Source organism: Kitasatospora sp. NPDC004531 (assembly GCF_053602195.1).
In genome coordinates this window covers 1-16131 of record NZ_JBSGDD010000081.1, presented here as the reverse complement: position 1 = coordinate 16131, position 16131 = coordinate 1, and the positions used below count along the sequence as shown (strand labels likewise).

Here is a 16131-nt window from a genome sequence, read left to right as displayed (position 1 = left end):
GAACCAGGCCGACGGCACCGGGAGTTGTCCGAACGGCGTGAGGAGCAGCGTGGGCGAGGCACAGGCGGCGCGGCAGGACACCCTCTTCGCGGCCACCGGCCCGGTGCTGCTGCGCAGCCCGGCCCTGGCGCGCCCGCACTGCCGGACGGCACCCGTCGAACCCACCGAACCCACCGACTCCGTCGCACCCGCCGACCCCGCCGACCCGCGGGGCGAGGACGCCCGGCGGGCCGCGCTGGCCCGCTACCTCGCCGAGGCCGCCGCCGACCCGGTGCTGCGGGAGGCGATCGAGATCTCCAGCCCCTCGCTGGCCGACCAGCTCGCGCAGGTCGCCGCCGGAGCCGTGCTGCGGCCCGCCGCGCTGCGCCGCGCCGCCGAGGCGGTCGGCCGCTACCGGCTCCGGATGGCGAGCCGGCCCACCCCGTTCGGGCTGATGGCCGCCGTCACCCCCGCCCGGTTCGACGCGGCGGCGAAGGTCGGCTGGGCCGGCGGCCACCGCCGGGCGCTGCGCCCCGACCTCGGCTGGCTGCTCCCGCTGCTGGACGGGCTGCGGACCGACCCCGCTGTGCTGCCCGGCCTGCGCCTGGTCGCGGACCAGCAGGCGGTGGTGCGCGGCGACCGGCTGGTGCTGCCGTACCTGCCCGAGCGCGGGTCCGGGCCCGGTGCCGACGGGGAGCAGGTCGCCGAGCGCACCGTCCGCGCCACCGCCGTGGTGCGGGCCGCGATGACGGCGGCGGGCGCGCCGATCCGCCACCCCGACCTGCTCGCCGCACTGGCCGCCGAGTTCCCGGCCGCGCCCGCCGAGGCGATCGCGTCCCTGGTCGGGGCGCTGGTCCGGCACGGCTTCCTGCTGACCGACCTGACGCCGCCCGCCTCCTGCCCGGACCTGCTGGGCCACGTCCTCGACCGGCTCCCCGAGCACTGGCCGCTGCGCGCCGAACTGGCCGCCATCAGGGCGGAGTTGAACCGGGCGGCCGAGGCCGGGAGCGGGCTCGGCGGGGAGGCGCTCCGCGCGGCGCGGGCCCGGATGCTCCGGCTCGCCCCGGCCGACCGTCCGATCCACGCGGACTTCGCCCTGGACGCCGAGATCGTGCTGCCCGAGCAGGTCCGCACCGAGCTGGAGCAGGCCGCCACGGTGCTCTGGCGGCTCGCGCCGCCGACCGGCGGGCCCGACCATCTGCGCTCGTACCACCGGGAGTTCGTCGAACGGTACGGCACCGACAGCCCCGTCGCGCTCACCGAACTGCTCGACCCCGACACCGGGTTGGGCCCGCCGGCCGGCTACCGGCACCCGGTCGGCGGCCGGGGCGCGGCCAACCCGCAGCCGTCCCGCGAGCGCACCGACGCCGACGCGGCCCGCGACCGGCTGCTGGCCGAACTCGCGGCGGGCGCCCTCGCCGACCGGGGAGCGGACGGGCTGCTGCCCGAAGTGGTGCTGGACGACGGGCTGTTGGCGCGCCTGACGCTGCCGGTGGACGCGTCGGCGGGCGGGGCCGCCGGCACGCCGTCCGCCTCGCTGGAGCTGTACGCCGAACTGGCCGCCGAGTCCGTCGAGGCGCTGGACGCCGGGGATTTCCGGCTGGTCGTCTCCCCGATGCCGGGCAGCGACCGCGCCGGGGCCACCTTCGGACGCTTCGCCGCACTGCTGGGCGGGAGCGGCAGCGGGAGCGGGGCCGGGGCCGGGACGGGGCTGCCCGGCGGGGCGTCGCTGGTGGCCGAGGCCGCCGGGGCGGGGGACGACGACGCGATCGAGGCGCACCTGGAGTTCGCCCCCCATCGGCCGCGCCACGCCAACATCGCGCTCGCCCCGCAGTGGCTCGGCCACCGTGTCGTGGTCAGCGCCTTCCCCGAGCCGGGCGGTCCGGCGCCGCTGTCCCTGGACGATCTGGTGGTGCTGGCAGACCCGGAGCGGCTGGCGGTGTTCTCGCGCAGTCTCGGCCGCGAAGTCCGGGCCGGGGCGTACCACGCGCTCAACCTGCGGGCCGGTGCGCCCAATGCGGCGCGCTTCCTCCAGGAGGTGGTGCTCACCGGTCAGCGCCCCTGGCAGTCCTGGGACTGGGGAGCGGCGAGCAGCGCACCCGCGCTGCCCCGGGTGCGGTACGGCAGAGTGGTGCTGGCACCGGCCAGTTGGCGACTGTCCGCGCCCGTCCCGGACGCCGCCGCCCCGTTCGAGGAGTGGGCCGAGGGGCTGGCCCGCTGGCGGCGGCGCTGGGGAGTGCCGGCCGCCGTCCGGCTGGTCAGCGGCGACCACCGGATCAGCCTGGACCTCGAACTCCCCTGGCACCAGCGGCTGTTGCACAGCCAGGCGCGATCGTCCGAACCGACCCTGCTCCAGGAGGAGTCGGCGCCCGCCGGAGACGCGAGCTGGCTGTGCGGACCGGACGGCCCGCGCACCGCCGAACTGGTCGTCCCGATGCGTCGCAGGCCGGGCCCGCACGCCCTTCCGCGCTCGCGCCGCACCCTGCCGCCGGCCCGCCCGCACGTCCCCGAACTGCCGGGCGGCAGCTGGCTGTTCGCCCGGCTGGCGGCCCTCGAACCCCGGCAGGAGGAGATCCTCGCCGACCGGCTGCCCCGGCTGATCGCCGCGCTGCCCGGCGACGTCGACCGCTGGTTCTTCGTCCGCTACCGCGACCCGGAACCCCACCTGCGACTGCGCTTCCACGGCACACCCCCGGCGCTGGCCGCCGAGCTCCTGCCCGCCCTGCACGACTGGGCGGCGGACCTGCGCCGGGCCGGACTCGCCGCCGACCTGCGGCTGGACAGCTACCGGCCGGAGGCCGACCGCTACGGCGGCCCCGAACTGCTCGCGGACGCCGAGCGGGTGTTCCACGCCGACAGCCTGGTCGCCCTCGCCGCCCTGCGGCCGGCCGGGGCGGAACGCGGACCGGCCCGGGAGCTGCTGGCCGCCGCGAACGCCGCCGGCACCGCACGCGACTTCCTCGCGGGACGGCCCGACGGGCCTTCGCCGGCCGACTGGCTGACCACCGTCTTCCCCAAGTCCGAACCGCACCACCGGGCCTTCCGCACCCACCGTCCGGCCGCCCTCCGGGCCATCGGCCCCGACGGCCCCACCGCCCCGGCCGGGGGACTCCTCCCCGCCGACCCGACCCTTGCCGACGCCTGGCATAGGCGCGCCACCCTCCTCGCCGCCTACGCGTCCCGCCTGCCCGCCACCTCGTTCTCCCCGGTGCTGGCCTCGCTGCTGCACATGGGGCACAACCGGCTGGCCGGGATCGACCGCGAGGCGGAGCAGCGGGCCTACGCGGTGGCGCGCGGGGCGGTGGAGGCCCATCGGGCGCGGGGGGCGGGTCGATGAGGGCGGCGGTTCGGCACCGGGCCGGGCAACAGGTGCGGGCCGTCGAACTGCCGCGCCCCGCCGGGCGGTTCGGCGGGGCGCGGGGCGGCGGATCGGTGCGGGCGACGGCGACGGCGACGCGTCGGGGGAGGGGGACGGGCCGATGAGCGCGCCGGAGGTGATTCGCGGGGCGGCCGAACTGCTGGGCGCCCCAGGGGTGTTCGACGACGAGCGGCACGGCCCTGCGCACTCGCTGGGCACCGGTCGGGTCGGGGCCGCGTTGGCGCTGGCGGTGCTGGCCGACGGGGGAGCGGACGCCGCCCTGCGCCGCACCGCGCACGCGCACCTGGTGGCCGCCGCGAGGTCGCCGGGGGCGATGCGGCCCGGCGGGCTGTACTCCGGGGCCGCCGCTCTCGCCTGCGCCGCCCACACCATGGCCCGGCCCGGCGAGTACCGCTCGCTGCTCGACGGGCTGATGCCGCGGGTGCGGGAGGCCGCGGCGGCCCGCACCGCCGCGCTCCGCGCCGAGCTGGCCGCCGGAGCCGGACTGTGCGCGCACACCTTCGACGCCGTCACGGGCGCGGCAGGTCTGGGCCGGCTGCTGCTCGCACGGGAACCGGACGGGCCGGCCCTCGCCGAACTGCTCGCAGCCGTGGTCGAGTTGGCCGCGCCGAGCGGCGACGTCCGACTGCCGCGGTGGTGGACCGCCGGCGGCCCCGGACTGTCCGGTGCCGACCCGGAGTACCCCCGCGGCCACCTCAACCTGGGCCTGGCGCACGGCATTCCGGGCCCGCTCGCCCTGCTGGCCGCCGCCCGGCTCCGTGGCGTCCGGGTACCGGGCCAGGACGAGGCCGTCGCCACGCTGGCGTCCTGGCTGGCGGCCCGGCGGGTCGGCCACCACTGGCCGATGGCGCTGCGCGTCGAGGACGAGGAGAGCGGCCGGCCGCCCACCGACCCGCCCACCCGCGCCGCCTGGTGCTACGGCACCCCCGGCGCGGCCCGCGCGCTCTTCCTCGCGGGCACCGCCCTGGGGTGCCCCGACTGGCAGCACGACGCCGTCGCGGCCCTGGCCGGCACCCTGCGCGAACCGGCCGACTGGCACCTCGAAGGCCCGGGACTCTGCCACGGCACCGGCGGCCTGCTGCTGATCACCCGGCGGATGGCCCAGGACTCGGGCGCCCCCGAACTGGCCGCCCACCTCCCCGCCCTGGCCGCCACCGTCACCCGCGAACTCGACACGGCCCTCGGCGCCCGGCCGGAACCCGGCCTGCTGGACGGAGTCGCCGGCGCCGCGCTCGCCCTGCACACCTGCACCACCCCGGTTCCCGACGGGTCCGCCTGGGACGCGTTCCTGCTGCTCGACTGAGGCAGCGGCCCGTCGCCGGCCCGCAGGGGCGGACGGGTCACCGGGCCTCCGCGGTGCTCAGGACGACGGTGACGGCGTTGCCGGTGACGGTCAGGTTGGTGCACACCAGGTCGGCGTCCAGCAGCAGGCCGTGGCTTCGGCAGCCCGCCCAGACGCCCGGGTCGTGCTGGGCCATCGGCCAGTCGGCGGCGGTCAGTCGGCGGCGGAGCCGGTCGAGCACCTCGGCGGTGTCCTGGCCGGGGGCGCCGACCACGGTCAGTTCGCGTCGGCAGTAGGCGCTGGAGCTGCCGCATCCCCGGTCGTGGTCGGCGGCGATGCGCAGTCCGGCGGGCATCGCGGGCAGGACGGAGGCGTCCGGCACCCGCGCCGGCGGGCCGCTCGTCAGCAGGGCGAGGGCGTAGAGGACGGTGCCGCCGCCGGTCAGCAGGGTGTAGGCCGTCATCGAAGCGGCCAGCAGGAACCGGCGTGCAGCGCCCCTGCCCTCGCCGCCCCCGCGCAGCGGCCACGCCAGGACCAGGCCGACCTGCGACACCGCGGCGAGCAGGAACAGGCCGAGCACCAGGGAGGTGAGGCGGACTCCGCCGGGCAGCAGTTCCAGCGCCGCCGCTGCGGCGACCAGCGTCAACACCGCGAGGATCGCCGTGATCGCGGTCCGGACCCGTCCCGGCCGCGCCGCGAGCAGCCAGAGGGCCAGCGGCAGCAGCACAATCGTCATTTCGAACAGCACGGCGATCACTCTGCCGGTCGCTCGCCCGGGGACGGAACCCGGGGCCGGGCGGGCCGGGTCACCAGCTGTCGCCGGTGCTCAGGTCGACGGTGACGGCGCCGCCGCTGAGGGTCAGGGAGGCGCACACCTCGTCGGCGTCCAGCAGCAGGCCGCGGGTCCGGCAGCCGGTCCAGACACCCGGGTCGCGCTGGGCCATCGGCCAGTCGGCGGCGGTCAGTCGGCCGCGGAGCCGGTCGAGCACCTGGGCGGCGTCCTGGTCGGGGGCGCCGGTCACGACCAGGATGCGGGAGCAGTACCAGGAGGAGTTGCCGCCGCAGCCGTTGTCCCGGTCGGTGGTGATCCGCAGCCCGGCGGGCATCGTGGGCAGGACGGAGGCGTCCGGCACCCGGGCCCGCGGGCCGTTCCCCAGCAGCAACAGGCCGTACACGCAGGTCGCGCCGCCCACCAGCACCGACAGGCCCGCCATCCACGCGGCCACGAAGAACCGGCGTCCGCCGCCCTTGCCCGTGCGCAGCGGCCCCGCCAGCTTCAGGCCCACCAGGGGTGCCGCGGCCAGGACGCACCAGCCGAGCAGCCCTGCGGTGTTGCTGATCCCGACGGGCAGCCACTCCTGGGCCGCCGCCCCGGCGAGCAGCGCCCCCGCGACGAGGACCGCCGCGACCGTGGTGCGGACCCGCCCCGGCGGTGCCGCGGCCAGCCAGAGGGCCAACGGCACCAGAAAGACGATCATCTGGAGAACCATGGTGATCACTCTGCCCGGCGGCCGCCCGGAGCGGAAGGTCCGCACGCCTTCCGAACTCCCGCTCCGGCAGCGGCGGATGGGACGGGCTGCGCGTGTGGGACGGGTGGCGCGGGTGGGACGGACGACAGGGGCCTCGGGCGTCCCAAGGGTCACTCAACCGCGTCAACACCACTCGAAGGAGTGAACTGACGCTCCGTGTCGCTGCGGTGACGCACAGTTCGAGAAGACTGGCGGAAGTCGAGAGCGCGAACCCCTCCCCGTGCGTGGTGCCGGGTGAGGTCGCGGGTGCGCTCTGCCGTTTCACCATGTGTGGGGGTTTCCTGTCATGTCTGCTCTGCGTACCGTCGCCGCGTCCGCCCTGGCCGCGTCGGCCCTCGCGATAGCCCTGCCGCTGCCGGCCTTCGCCGCCGACTCCGGCACGCCCGCCAAACCCGGGAAGGCGAGCGCCGTCACCGCCGAACTCGCCCTGGACGTCACGCTGTTGAACACGGTGAAGGTGCCCGTGAACGTGGCGCTGAACAAGGTCGAGTCGCCCGCCCAGCGCGACGGCGCGATGCTCACCGCGACCGTCGACGGCGTGGACGGCGGGCGGCCGGTGAACCTGGTGAAGGCCCAGGTCGGCAAGTCCGTCACCAAGGTCGACGACAAGCAGGCCAACGCCTCCGTGCAGCTGGTCGGCGCGGACGTGCACGTCCCCGGCCTGCCGCTGACCACGCTGCTCGGGCTGGACGCGATGAGCGCCGAGGTGAGCTGCCCGGCGGACGGGCAGCCGACCGCCAAGGTGACCGCCCCGGCGAAGCTGACGGTGCTCGGCAAGTCCCTCACGGTCGGGATCGGTTCGCCCACCCGCGTGGACGTTCCGAACGTCGGCACGGTGGAGGTCGAGTTCTCCAAGAAGGCCGTCACCAGCAGCACCGCCGCCGCCTCCGCGCTGGAGGTGCAGGTGTCGATCAACCCGCTGAACCTGAACGTCGCCAAGGTGGCCGGCAAGATCACGGTCGCCTCCGTGTCCTGCCAGAAGCCGGTGCCCGCCGTCGCGCCCGCCGCCGACCCGTCCGGCGCGCCCGGCCCGTCCGCCGGTCCGACCACCGCCGGGCAGAACCGGACGGCGCCCAAGGAGGCCGGGGAGGAGCTCGCGTACACCGGCTCCACCGGCACCGCCGCGCTGGCCGCCGGCGGCGCCACCCTGGTGGTGGCGGGCGGGGCCGCGGTGTGGATGACCCGCCGGCGCCGCGCCGCGCACGCCCGCCAGCGCTGAGCCGACGCCCCGACGGTCCCAGTGGCAGGCTCCCGTCCCGGGCGCGGAGTTCGCGGACGGTGAGCAGGCCGCTGCGGACCGTTGGTTCACATGGGCGTTACATAGGAGGAACAACCGGGAAACGGCGGCTTGCGAGGCTACGCAGGCACCCACCACCCGAGCAGTGAGGTTCACCGCGATGGCAATCAAGGCCGAGTACATCTGGATCGACGGCACCAAGCCGACCGCGAAGCTGCGTTCCAAGACTCGGGTCCTGCCGAACGCGGACAAGATCCCCACCTGGGGCTTCGACGGTTCCTCGACCAACCAGGCCGAGGGCCACGCCTCGGACCGTGTGCTCGACCCGGTGCGCGTCGTCCCGGACCCGATCCGCGGCGGTGAGCACATCCTGGTGCTGTGCGAGGTGCTGGAGACCAACGGCACTGCCCACGAGTCCAACAACCGCGCCCTGCTGCGCGAGGTCGCCGAGCGCTACGCCGACCAGGAGTCGATCTTCGGCATCGAGCAGGAGTACACCTTCTTCAAGGGCTCCCGCCCGCTCGGCTTCCCCGAGGGCGGCTACCCGGCCCCGCAGGGCGGCTACTACTGCGGCGTGGGTGCCGAGGAGGTCTTCGGCCGCGAGATCGTCGAGCTGCACCTCGACCGCTGCCTGGACGCCGGCCTGGCGATCTGCGGCATCAACGCCGAGGTCATGCCCGGCCAGTGGGAGTTCCAGATCGGCCCCGTCGACGCGCTGACCGTCTCGGACGACCTGTGGATCGCCCGCTACCTGCTCTACCGCACCGCCGAGGAGTTCGGCATCGACGCCACCCTGGACGCCAAGCCGGCCCGTGGCGACTGGAACGGCGCGGGTGCGCACACCAACTTCTCCACCAAGGCGATGCGCGAGGGCTACGAGGCCATCATCACCGCCTGCGAGTCGCTCGGCGCCTCCCAGGAGAAGGTGCTGGAGCACGTCAACCAGTACGGTGACGACATCCAGTCCCGCCTGACCGGCAAGCACGAGACCGCCCCGTGGAACGTCTACTCCTACGGCGTCTCCAACCGCGGCGCGTCGGTCCGCATCCCGTGGCAGGTCGAGGTGGAGCAGAAGGGCTACATCGAGGACCGCCGCCCGAACGCGAACATCGACCCGTACGTGGTCACCCGCCTGCTGATCAACACCTGCTGCGAGGCCCTGGAGAAGGCCGGCCAGGTCTGATCCGCCGCCGCACGCGAAGCGCCCGCCGAACCCCTGCCCGGGGATCGGCGGGCGCCGCCGCGTTCCGGCGCCGTCACATCCGGACGAAGCCGTGGGTGCGGCCCACCGGCACGAAACCGCGCCGGGCGTACCACTGCTGCGGCCAGTCCTCGGCGTCCGCGACCAGGAAGCGCAAGCCGTCGGGGGCTTGTTCGGCGGCCAGGTGGAGGGCGGTGCCCAGCACCCGGTCGGCGAGGCCGCGGCGCTGGTGGTGCTCCGCCGTCGCCAGGTCCTCGATCTGCGCGGTGCCCGCCGCGTCCTGGTACAGGTCCGCCCAGGAGCCGAACTCGCCGTCCGCGCCCCGCGCCGCCAGGATCAGCACCCGCTCCGCGCCGGCCTCCCGGGCGGTGCGCCGCGACACCAGCTGCCCGATCGAATCGTCCGAGGCCCACGGCAGCCAGCTGCGCCACTGGCGCTCCAACGCCGGTGCCAGCTGAGCCAGTTCGACCTGCTCCGCGCCGCCCGGAGCCGGCACCGGACCCCGGTGGACCATCACCAGCTCGGTCTCGTGCTGGTACCCCGCCGCGACCAGCCCGGGCGCCAGCGCCTGCCCCGAGGCGTCGTCGAACACCGCGATCCGCCGGTGCCCGAGGTGCCCGAGCACCTCGTCGGCCAGCCCCGCCACGTCCACCCCGCCCGGCGGGACGTCCAGGATCAGCTGGTTGTGCTCGTGCGAATACCCGTACGCCTCGCTCAACACCGCGAAGCCGCCCGGGAGTTCGACCACCTCGTCGGCCTGCCGGCGAGCGAACCCGCGACGGAAATCCAGTGCTGTCCGCAGACTCTCCTCGCCCATCATCCGGCCATCGTAGGTGCGGCCCTCCGCTTCGACCGAGCGGATTTCGGCTTGAGTCTCCCGCGGGGGGAGGCCGCACAGTAGGGCCATGGACGGCGAAGAGCTGGTGACGATCGGCGAGTTGGCGCGACGGACCGGACTGACGGTGAAGACCCTCCGGTTCTGGTCGGACAGCGGGCTCGTCCCGTCCACCGACCGCAGCCCCGCCGGATACCGGCGGTACGGCGTGCAGGCCGCCGCCCGGGCCCAACTGGTCAAAACCCTGCGGGAGTTGGGTATCCCGCTGAGCGACGTCCGGCGGGTGCTGGACCGGGAGGACAGCGTCGGCGAGGTCGCCCGCGCCCACGCCGACGCCCTGGACGTCCAGATCCGCGCCCTGCGGCTGCGCCGGGCGGTGCTCCGCGCGGTCGCCGAACAAGGAAGCGAAGGAGAGGAGATCGCGATGATGCACCGACTGGCCCGACTGTCCGACGAGGAGCGCCGCCGCATGGTCGAGGAGTTCGTCGAGGACACCTTCGGCACGGCGGACGCCAACCCCGAACTGGTGGAACTGCTCCGCGGCGCCGTGCCGGACCTCCCCGAGGAACCCACCCCGGCCCAGGTCGCCGCCTGGGCCGAACTCGCCGAACTCACCCGCGACGAGGACTTCCGGGCCTCGCTGCGCCGGATGGCCGCCTACCAGGCCGCCGAACGCGCCGCCGGCGACACCACCGGCCTGCACCACGCACTCACCGAACAGGTCCGCGAGGCCGTCGAAGCGGCGATCGCGGCCGGGACCGAACCCGGTAGCGCGCAGGCCGGGCGGGTGGTCGCGGCGCTGACCGCCCGCTACGCGGAGGTCTTCGGGCGGCCCGACGACCCGGCGCTGCGGAGCTGGCTGCTGACCCGGCTGGAGGTCGGGGGCGATCCCCGTGTCGAGCGCTACTGGGAGCTGCTGGCGCGGATCAACGGCTGGCCCGCGCCGCCGTCGCTCGCCCCGGTGTTCGCGTGGTTCACGGCGGCGCTGCGCGAACCGGCCCGACAGCGCGGCCGGTCACTACGCTGAGGGCATGGCTGACACTCCGCCCCCCGTGGCGTCCGGTGACTTCACCCCGCAGGAGGTGGCCCGCGGCCGGGCGCTGCGGCGGGCCCAACTGCCGTGGGCGCTCGGCGGGCAGCTCGCCTCGCTGGCGCTGGCGGCCGGGCTCGGCTTCACGGCCGCCGGCGCCGGGCTGGTGACGGCCGTCGGCGGCTGGTTCGGCGGCGGTTGGGCGGCCGAGGTGCTGGGCGGCAGCGCGGCGCTGGTGCTGCTCGGCCGGGCGGTGACGCTGCCGTTCTCGGCGAAGGTCCGCGCCGCCCGCGCCCGCTTCGGACTGGTCACCCAGGGCTGGGCCGGCTGGGCCGTCGACGCGGTGCGCGGTACGGCGGTCACGCTGGCCCTGTTCCTGCCGCTCGCGCTCGGCCTGTACGCGCTGATCGGGCACGCGCCGACCGGCTGGTGGCTGCCCGCCGCACTCGCGGCGGCGCTGCTCACCGTCGCCCTGTCCTTCCTGCACCCGCTGGTGTTCGAGCCGCTGTTCAACCGCTTCACCCCGCTGCCCGAGGGCGAACTCCGCGCCGCGCTGCTGGAGTTGGCCCGCCGCGACGGCATCCCGGTGCGCGACGTGCTGGTCGCCGACGCGTCCCGCCGCACCACTGCGCTGAACGCGTACGTCTCCGGCTTCGGCCCGACCCGGCGGATCGTCGTGTACGACACCCTGCTGACCACCGCCGACCCCCGCGAGATCGAACTCGTCGCCGCCCACGAACTCGGCCACGTCAAGCACCGCGACGTCGCCACCGGCACCACCCTGGGCGCCCTCGGCGCGGCCGTCGTGGTCCCCGTCCTGGCCGCGCTGCTCGCCTGGCAGCCGCTGCTGGACGCCGCCGGCGCCGCCCACCCCCAGGACCCGCGCTCGCTCCCACTGCTCGCCGCCCTCGCCGCCCTGCTCGGCACCGCCGGCACGCCCGCCCAGTGCGCCGTCAGCCGCCGCATCGAGACCCGCGCCGACCGTCACGCCCTCGAACTGACCGGCGACGCCGAACAGTTCATCGCCATGCAGCATCGCCTCGCCGTCACCAACATCGCCGACCCCAACCCCCCGCGCGCCCTCGAACTCCTCCTCGCCACCCACCCCAGCGCCACCCGCCGCATCGCCGCCGCCCGCCACTGGCAGACCGCCCGGGCGTCGGCGACGGGGGGTGCTCGCCACGATCAGTAGTGGTAGCGGGCTGCCAGGACGATGATCTCCCGGTCGGTGACCAGGTGGACGAGACGGTGTTCATCGTCGATCCGCCGTGACCAGGCCCCGGGCAGGTGGTACTTCAGTGGCTCACGTGGCGTCCGCCGCATCGGGGTCGATGAGTGCCCGCTCGGAGAGTCCCGTACCGCCGAGAGCGTTCTCGTACGCCGTGAGCAGGCGGCGGGCGTTGGCAGGGGAGCGCAACAGGTAGGAGCCTTCACGCAGGGCGGCGTAGTCCTCCGCCGGGACCAGTACGGCGTTTCCGTGCTTGGAGACGATCTCGATGGCCTCTGAACTCCCTCCATGACTGGTACCACATAACGTACCCCTGGCGGCCCGGAGTGGTGAGTCGCCGTCGCAGGCCGCCCGGGCGGTTTGACGCAAAGCGGTGGCCGGGGCGGGGTGGGGCGGGGGAGAATCCGGCATTGGGCGATGGAGGGGGAGCGGGTGGCGGGGCGACCGTTGTTGATGCTGGACGTGGACGGGCCGATAGCCCCGTACGGGGGGTTTCGGCGGCCCGGCGGGTATCGGACGCACCGGGTGGAGTCGCAGGCGTGGCGGCAGCGGCAGCTGGACCGGGGGGTGAGCCGGCCGAAGCCGCTGCGGGTCTGGTTGAACCCGGAGCACGGGCCGGCGCTGCTCGCGCTGCCGTACGACCTGGTGTGGGCGACCGCCTGGCAGGGCGAGGCGGACGAGCACCTGGCGCCGCTGCTCGGGCTGCCGAAGTTCCCGCACGTGAACTGGGAGTCGATGCACCACGGCGACCCGGACGGGCTGCACTGGAAGACCCGGCAGCTGGTGGCCTGGGCCGATCAGCAGCCGTTCGCCTGGGTGGACGACGAGATCGGACCACAGGACACCGAGTGGATCGCCGCCAACCACCCGGGCCGGGCGCTCACCCTGGTGATCGACCACCGGTACGGCCTGCAGCCCGAACACTTCGCCCGGCTCACCGAATGGGCCCAGGAGATCGACCGTTGAGAATCGCCGCGCTGTACCGCCACCCCGTGAAGTCGATGCTCGGCGAGGAGCTCACCCGGGCCCGGATCGACGAGCACGGCGTCGAGGGCGACCGCCGCCACGCCCTGCTGGACGTGGCCACCGGCCGGATCGCCAGCGCCAAACAGCCCCGCCTGTGGCGGCAGTTGCTGACGCTGCGGGCCGAGCGCGTCCCGGCCGGGGTGCGGATCACCGGCCCCGACGGCGCCGAGTTGGACGAGGCCGCGATCGGCGCGCTGCTGGGCCGCCCCGTCCGGCTGGTGGACGAGCGGCCGGACGGCTCGACCCTGCTGCGGTCGGTGCCCGAGCAGGTCCTCGCGGACGGCATCGACGCCGAAGTGGAGTACACCGTCCAGGACTTCGGCAGGGCCGCGGCCCCGGGCAGCTTCTTCGACTTCGCCCCGCTGCACCTGGTCACCACCGCCAGTCTGGCCGGCGCCCCCGCCGCCCGCTACCGGCCCAACCTGGTGGTCGAGGACGCGGGCGAGCCGTTCGCGGAGAACGACTGGGTCGGCCGCGAGCTCACCGTCGGCCCCGAGCTGCGCCTGCGCCTGATCGCGGCCAGCCCGCGCTGCGCCGTCCCGACGCTCGCGCACGGCGCGCTGCCCGCCGACCCGGAGGCGCTGCGGCGCCCGGCCCGGCTGAACCGCGTCGAGCCGCTGCCGGGCATGGCCGCGCTGCCCTGCCTCGGCGTGTACGCGCAGGTGCTGACCCCGGGCGCCGTGGAGGTCGGCGACAAGGCCGAGCTGCACTGACGGGCGGTCAGCGGATCGCGGCGGCCAGGGCGGCGAGGAAGCGGTCGGTGGTGTCCCGGTCGCGGACGGCCAGCCGGAGCCAGTCGGGGCCGAGGCCGGGGAAGGTGTCGCCCCGGCGGACGGCGAAACCGGCCTCGCGGAGCCGTTCCCGGACGGCGGCCGCGCCGGGCAGCCGGATCAGCACGAACGACGCGGCGGGGTCGCCGAAGACCCGGACGTCGTCGATCGCCGCGAGGCCCTTCAGCAGGTGCTCGCGGTCGAGCGCGGTGCTGCGGGCGGCGGCCTCGGCCTCGGCGAGGGCGGCGGGGGCGGAGCAGAGCTCGGCGGCGGCCAGCGCGGGCGTGGAGACCGGCCACAGCGGCTGGGCGGCGGCGAGCTCGGTGACGAGTTCGGCGGGGGCGAGCAGGTAGCCGACGCGCAGGCCGGCCAGGCCCCAGGTCTTGGTCAGGCTGCGCAGGACGACCACCCGGCCGGGCAGGTCGCGGGCGCCGGCGAGGGTCTGGCGCTCGCCGGGGTCGGTGTCCATGAAGGCCTCGTCGACCACCAGGGTCCGCCCCGGGCGGGCGAGTTCGGCCAGCTCGCCGGCCGGGTGCAGGACGGAGGTGGGGTTGGTGGGGTTGCCGATCACCACCAGGTCGGCGTCCTCGGGGACGGCCCCCGGGGTCAGCCGGAAGCCCTCCTCGGGCGTGAGCAGCACCCGGTGGACGGCGTGCCCGGCGTCCCGCAGCGCGGCCTCCGGCTCGGTGAACTGCGGGTGCACCACCACCGCGCGGCGCGGCCGCAGGACGCGGGCCAGCAGCACGAAGGCCTCGGCCGCGCCGGAGGTGAGCAGCACCTCGGCGACCGGCCGCCGGTGCCGGGCGGCGACGGCGGCACGGGCGGCGGCGCCGTCGGGGTAGGCGGCGAGGTCGTCGAGGGTGGCGGCAAGGTGGGCCCGCAGCCACAGCGGCGGGGTGCCGGCGCGGACGTTGACCGCGAGGTCGACCAGGCCGGCGGAGCGGACTTCGGCGTCGCCGTGATGGCGCAGATCGGGCTCGGCGTTCACCTGGGGGCCTCCTCGGGGAATGCGGCGACGGCCGCGGTGGCCGTCGCCGAGGCGGTGCGCGGGGCGAGCAGGCGGCCGCCCGGTCCGGCGGCGGCCAGCGCGGCGGCCTCCGCGACGCTCGGGGTGCCGACCGCGGCGGCCACCCGGGCGGAGCCGGCGACCGGGACGGCGGCCAGCTCGGCGGCCGGACGGCCCACCAGTGGGACGCCCAACTCCCGTGCGGCGGCGCGCAGTCCGGGCTCGGCGAGCTTGCGGTCGAGGGTGGCGACCAGGGCCACGGCGGAGCGGTCGAGGCCGCAGGCGGCGAGCGCGGCGTCGGCGGTGCGCAGCAGCTCGGCGGCGGGGGCGCCGCGGCGCAGGCCGAGCCCGAGCACCACGCGGGGGGTGGCTGTCACGCCCGGCCCTCCCGTTGCTCGTGCCCTGCTCGCTCGTTGTCCGTTCGCGGCCCGTCCGCGCTGCCGGTGCCGCGCGCCGGGCCGCGAAGATCCCACCATGTCGGTCCGAGCCGGGTCAATCGGGACGGGTGTGAGGCGCGCCGCAGGGAGAGGGGCCGCGTGGTACCGCCAACCGTTCTTTTGTTCTTAACCTGTCAAAAGGCTCGTCGGCCACCGCCCGGGCCTAGCGTTTCCGGCGCTCCAACACCCCTGCCCCGCACGTTCCTTGCCCCGAAGGGACCACGCCATGACCGCCGCACCGCTCACCCGGCGCACCAAGCGCCGCCTGACCGCGATCGGAAGCACCGTCGCGCTCGCCGCCGCCTCGCTCGGCCTGTGGGCCGCCACCGGCTCCACCGCGCAGGCCGCCGCCCTGCCCGCGCCCGACCACGTCGTCGTGGTGGTGATGGAGAACCACGCCTACAGCCAGGTGATCGGCAGCTCCAGCGCCCCGTACCTGAACGGCACCCTGGTCGCCGGCGGCGCCAACCTCACCCAGTCCTACGGCCTGACCCACCCGTCCGAGCCGAACTACTACATGCTGTTCTCCGGCTCCAACCAGGGCCGCACGGACGACAGCTGCGTCAAGGTCGGCTCGATCACCGCGCCCAACCTGGCCTCCGAGCTGATCGCCGCCGGCAAGACCTGGGGCTCCTACAACGAGGGCCTGCCCAGCCAGGGCTCCACCACCTGTTCCAACTCCAGCGGCAAGTACGCGCAGAAGCACAACCCGTGGTTCGGCTTCGCCAACGTGCCGACCAGCACCGCCTACACCTTCGCCCAGTTCCCCACCGACTACAGCACCCTGCCGAAGGTCTCCTTCGTGGTGCCGAACCTGTGCAACGACATGCACGACTGCTCGGTCTCCACCGGCGACACCTGGATCAAGAACAACCTCGGCGCGTACGCCACCTGGGCGCAGACCCACAACAGCCTGCTGGTGGTCACCTTCGACGAGGACAACAGCCTCTCCGGCAACCGCATCCCGACGGTCGTCTACGGCCAGCACGTCATCCCCGGCTCCAGCACCGCCACCACCTACAACCACTACAACGTGCTGCGCACCCTGGAGGACCTGGCCGGCCTGAGCACCCACGCCGGCAACGCCGCGAGCGCCTCCGACATCACCGGCATCTGGAACTGACGCCGGATGTACCTCGCGGACGCCCGCTCCACCAAGAACGGCCGCGCCGCGGCCGCCGCCCCGGGCACC

The 16131-nt window shown here is 75.5% G+C and carries 14 protein-coding genes and 2 pseudogenes; 9 read left to right on the top strand and 7 right to left on the bottom strand.

Features of this window, described 5'->3' with window-relative positions; translation table 11 throughout:
• Positions 1 to 49: 49 nt before the first annotated feature.
• Positions 50 to 3316, top strand: a complete 3267-nt coding sequence (locus ACWEMJ_RS26460) for a lantibiotic dehydratase (RefSeq protein ID WP_452139628.1) — start codon at positions 50 to 52, stop codon at positions 3314 to 3316.
• A gap of 142 nt (positions 3317 to 3458) precedes the next feature.
• Entirely contained in the window at positions 3459 to 4661 is a 1203-nt protein-coding gene (locus ACWEMJ_RS26455) for a lanthionine synthetase C family protein (protein ID WP_452139627.1), read from the top strand.
• A 37-nt stretch (positions 4662 to 4698) separates the two neighbouring features.
• Here the strand turns inward: ACWEMJ_RS26455 and ACWEMJ_RS26450 are convergent, their stop codons facing one another.
• Both ACWEMJ_RS26450 and ACWEMJ_RS26445 read right to left on the bottom strand, forming a co-directional pair.
• On the bottom strand, positions 4699 to 5388 hold the full coding sequence (locus ACWEMJ_RS26450) for a hypothetical protein (protein WP_452139626.1): 690 nt from the start codon (positions 5386 to 5388) through the stop codon (positions 4699 to 4701).
• Positions 5389 to 5446: 58 nt separating this feature from the next.
• Entirely contained in the window at positions 5447 to 6130 is a 684-nt protein-coding gene (locus ACWEMJ_RS26445) for a hypothetical protein (RefSeq protein ID WP_452139625.1), read from the bottom strand.
• 325 nt (positions 6131 to 6455) lie between these two features.
• Between ACWEMJ_RS26445 and ACWEMJ_RS26440 the strand changes: the two genes are divergently transcribed.
• Together ACWEMJ_RS26440 and glnII are read left to right on the top strand one after the other, a co-directional pair.
• Positions 6456 to 7388 carry an SCO1860 family LAETG-anchored protein gene (locus ACWEMJ_RS26440; RefSeq protein ID WP_452139624.1) on the top strand — a complete coding sequence of 311 codons (933 nt, stop codon included), beginning with the start codon at positions 6456 to 6458 and terminating at the stop codon, positions 7386 to 7388.
• A gap of 178 nt (positions 7389 to 7566) precedes the next feature.
• On the top strand, positions 7567 to 8589 hold the full coding sequence (glnII, locus tag ACWEMJ_RS26435) for a glutamine synthetase GlnII (RefSeq protein WP_452139623.1): 1023 nt from the start codon (positions 7567 to 7569) through the stop codon (positions 8587 to 8589).
• Positions 8590 to 8662: 73 nt separating this feature from the next.
• Here the strand turns inward: glnII and ACWEMJ_RS26430 are convergent, their stop codons facing one another.
• Positions 8663 to 9427: a GNAT family N-acetyltransferase gene (locus ACWEMJ_RS26430; protein ID WP_452139622.1), complete on the bottom strand. Its 765-nt coding sequence runs from the start codon at positions 9425 to 9427 to the stop codon at positions 8663 to 8665.
• 85 nt (positions 9428 to 9512) lie between these two features.
• Between ACWEMJ_RS26430 and ACWEMJ_RS26425 the strand changes: the two genes are divergently transcribed.
• Together ACWEMJ_RS26425 and ACWEMJ_RS26420 are read left to right on the top strand one after the other, a co-directional pair.
• Positions 9513 to 10469 (top strand): MerR family transcriptional regulator, encoded by a 957-nt coding sequence (locus ACWEMJ_RS26425; protein WP_452139621.1) that lies wholly within the window; start codon positions 9513 to 9515, stop codon positions 10467 to 10469.
• Between the two features lie 4 nt (positions 10470 to 10473).
• Positions 10474 to 11664: a M48 family metallopeptidase gene (locus ACWEMJ_RS26420; protein WP_452139620.1), complete on the top strand. Its 1191-nt coding sequence runs from the start codon at positions 10474 to 10476 to the stop codon at positions 11662 to 11664.
• Here the strand turns inward: ACWEMJ_RS26420 and ACWEMJ_RS26415 are convergent.
• Positions 11658 to 11777 (bottom strand): annotated as a pseudogene (locus ACWEMJ_RS26415) (Txe/YoeB family addiction module toxin); the annotation flags it as partial. The gene ACWEMJ_RS26420 and the pseudogene ACWEMJ_RS26415 overlap by 7 nt on opposite strands.
• A pseudogene (locus tag ACWEMJ_RS26410) lies at positions 11776 to 11976 on the bottom strand (type II toxin-antitoxin system Phd/YefM family antitoxin); the annotation flags it as partial. The pseudogenes ACWEMJ_RS26410 and ACWEMJ_RS26415, both read right to left, overlap by 2 nt.
• Positions 11977 to 12153: 177 nt before the next feature.
• On the opposite strand from ACWEMJ_RS26410, the gene ACWEMJ_RS26405 reads away from it, so the two are divergent.
• Both ACWEMJ_RS26405 and ACWEMJ_RS26400 read left to right on the top strand, forming a co-directional pair.
• Positions 12154 to 12666: a hypothetical protein gene (locus ACWEMJ_RS26405; protein WP_452139646.1), complete on the top strand. Its 513-nt coding sequence runs from the start codon at positions 12154 to 12156 to the stop codon at positions 12664 to 12666.
• Positions 12663 to 13439 (top strand): MOSC domain-containing protein, encoded by a 777-nt coding sequence (locus ACWEMJ_RS26400; RefSeq protein WP_452139619.1) that lies wholly within the window; start codon positions 12663 to 12665, stop codon positions 13437 to 13439. The genes ACWEMJ_RS26405 and ACWEMJ_RS26400 overlap by 4 nt, the downstream gene beginning before the upstream one ends.
• Before the next feature lie 7 nt (positions 13440 to 13446).
• On the opposite strand, the gene cobC is transcribed toward ACWEMJ_RS26400, so the two are convergent.
• Both cobC and ACWEMJ_RS26390 read right to left on the bottom strand, forming a co-directional pair.
• Positions 13447 to 14484 (bottom strand): Rv2231c family pyridoxal phosphate-dependent protein CobC, encoded by a 1038-nt coding sequence (gene cobC, locus ACWEMJ_RS26395; protein WP_452139618.1) that lies wholly within the window; start codon positions 14482 to 14484, stop codon positions 13447 to 13449.
• Positions 14481 to 14879: a cobalamin biosynthesis protein gene (locus tag ACWEMJ_RS26390; RefSeq protein WP_452139617.1), complete on the bottom strand. Its 399-nt coding sequence runs from the start codon at positions 14877 to 14879 to the stop codon at positions 14481 to 14483. Before ACWEMJ_RS26390 ends, cobC begins: the two co-directional genes overlap by 4 nt.
• Positions 14880 to 15165: 286 nt before the next feature.
• On the opposite strand from ACWEMJ_RS26390, the gene ACWEMJ_RS26385 reads away from it, so the two are divergent.
• Positions 15166 to 16062 carry an alkaline phosphatase family protein gene (locus ACWEMJ_RS26385; RefSeq protein WP_452139616.1) on the top strand — a complete coding sequence of 299 codons (897 nt, stop codon included), beginning with the start codon at positions 15166 to 15168 and terminating at the stop codon, positions 16060 to 16062.
• Positions 16063 to 16131 lie beyond the last annotated feature (69 nt).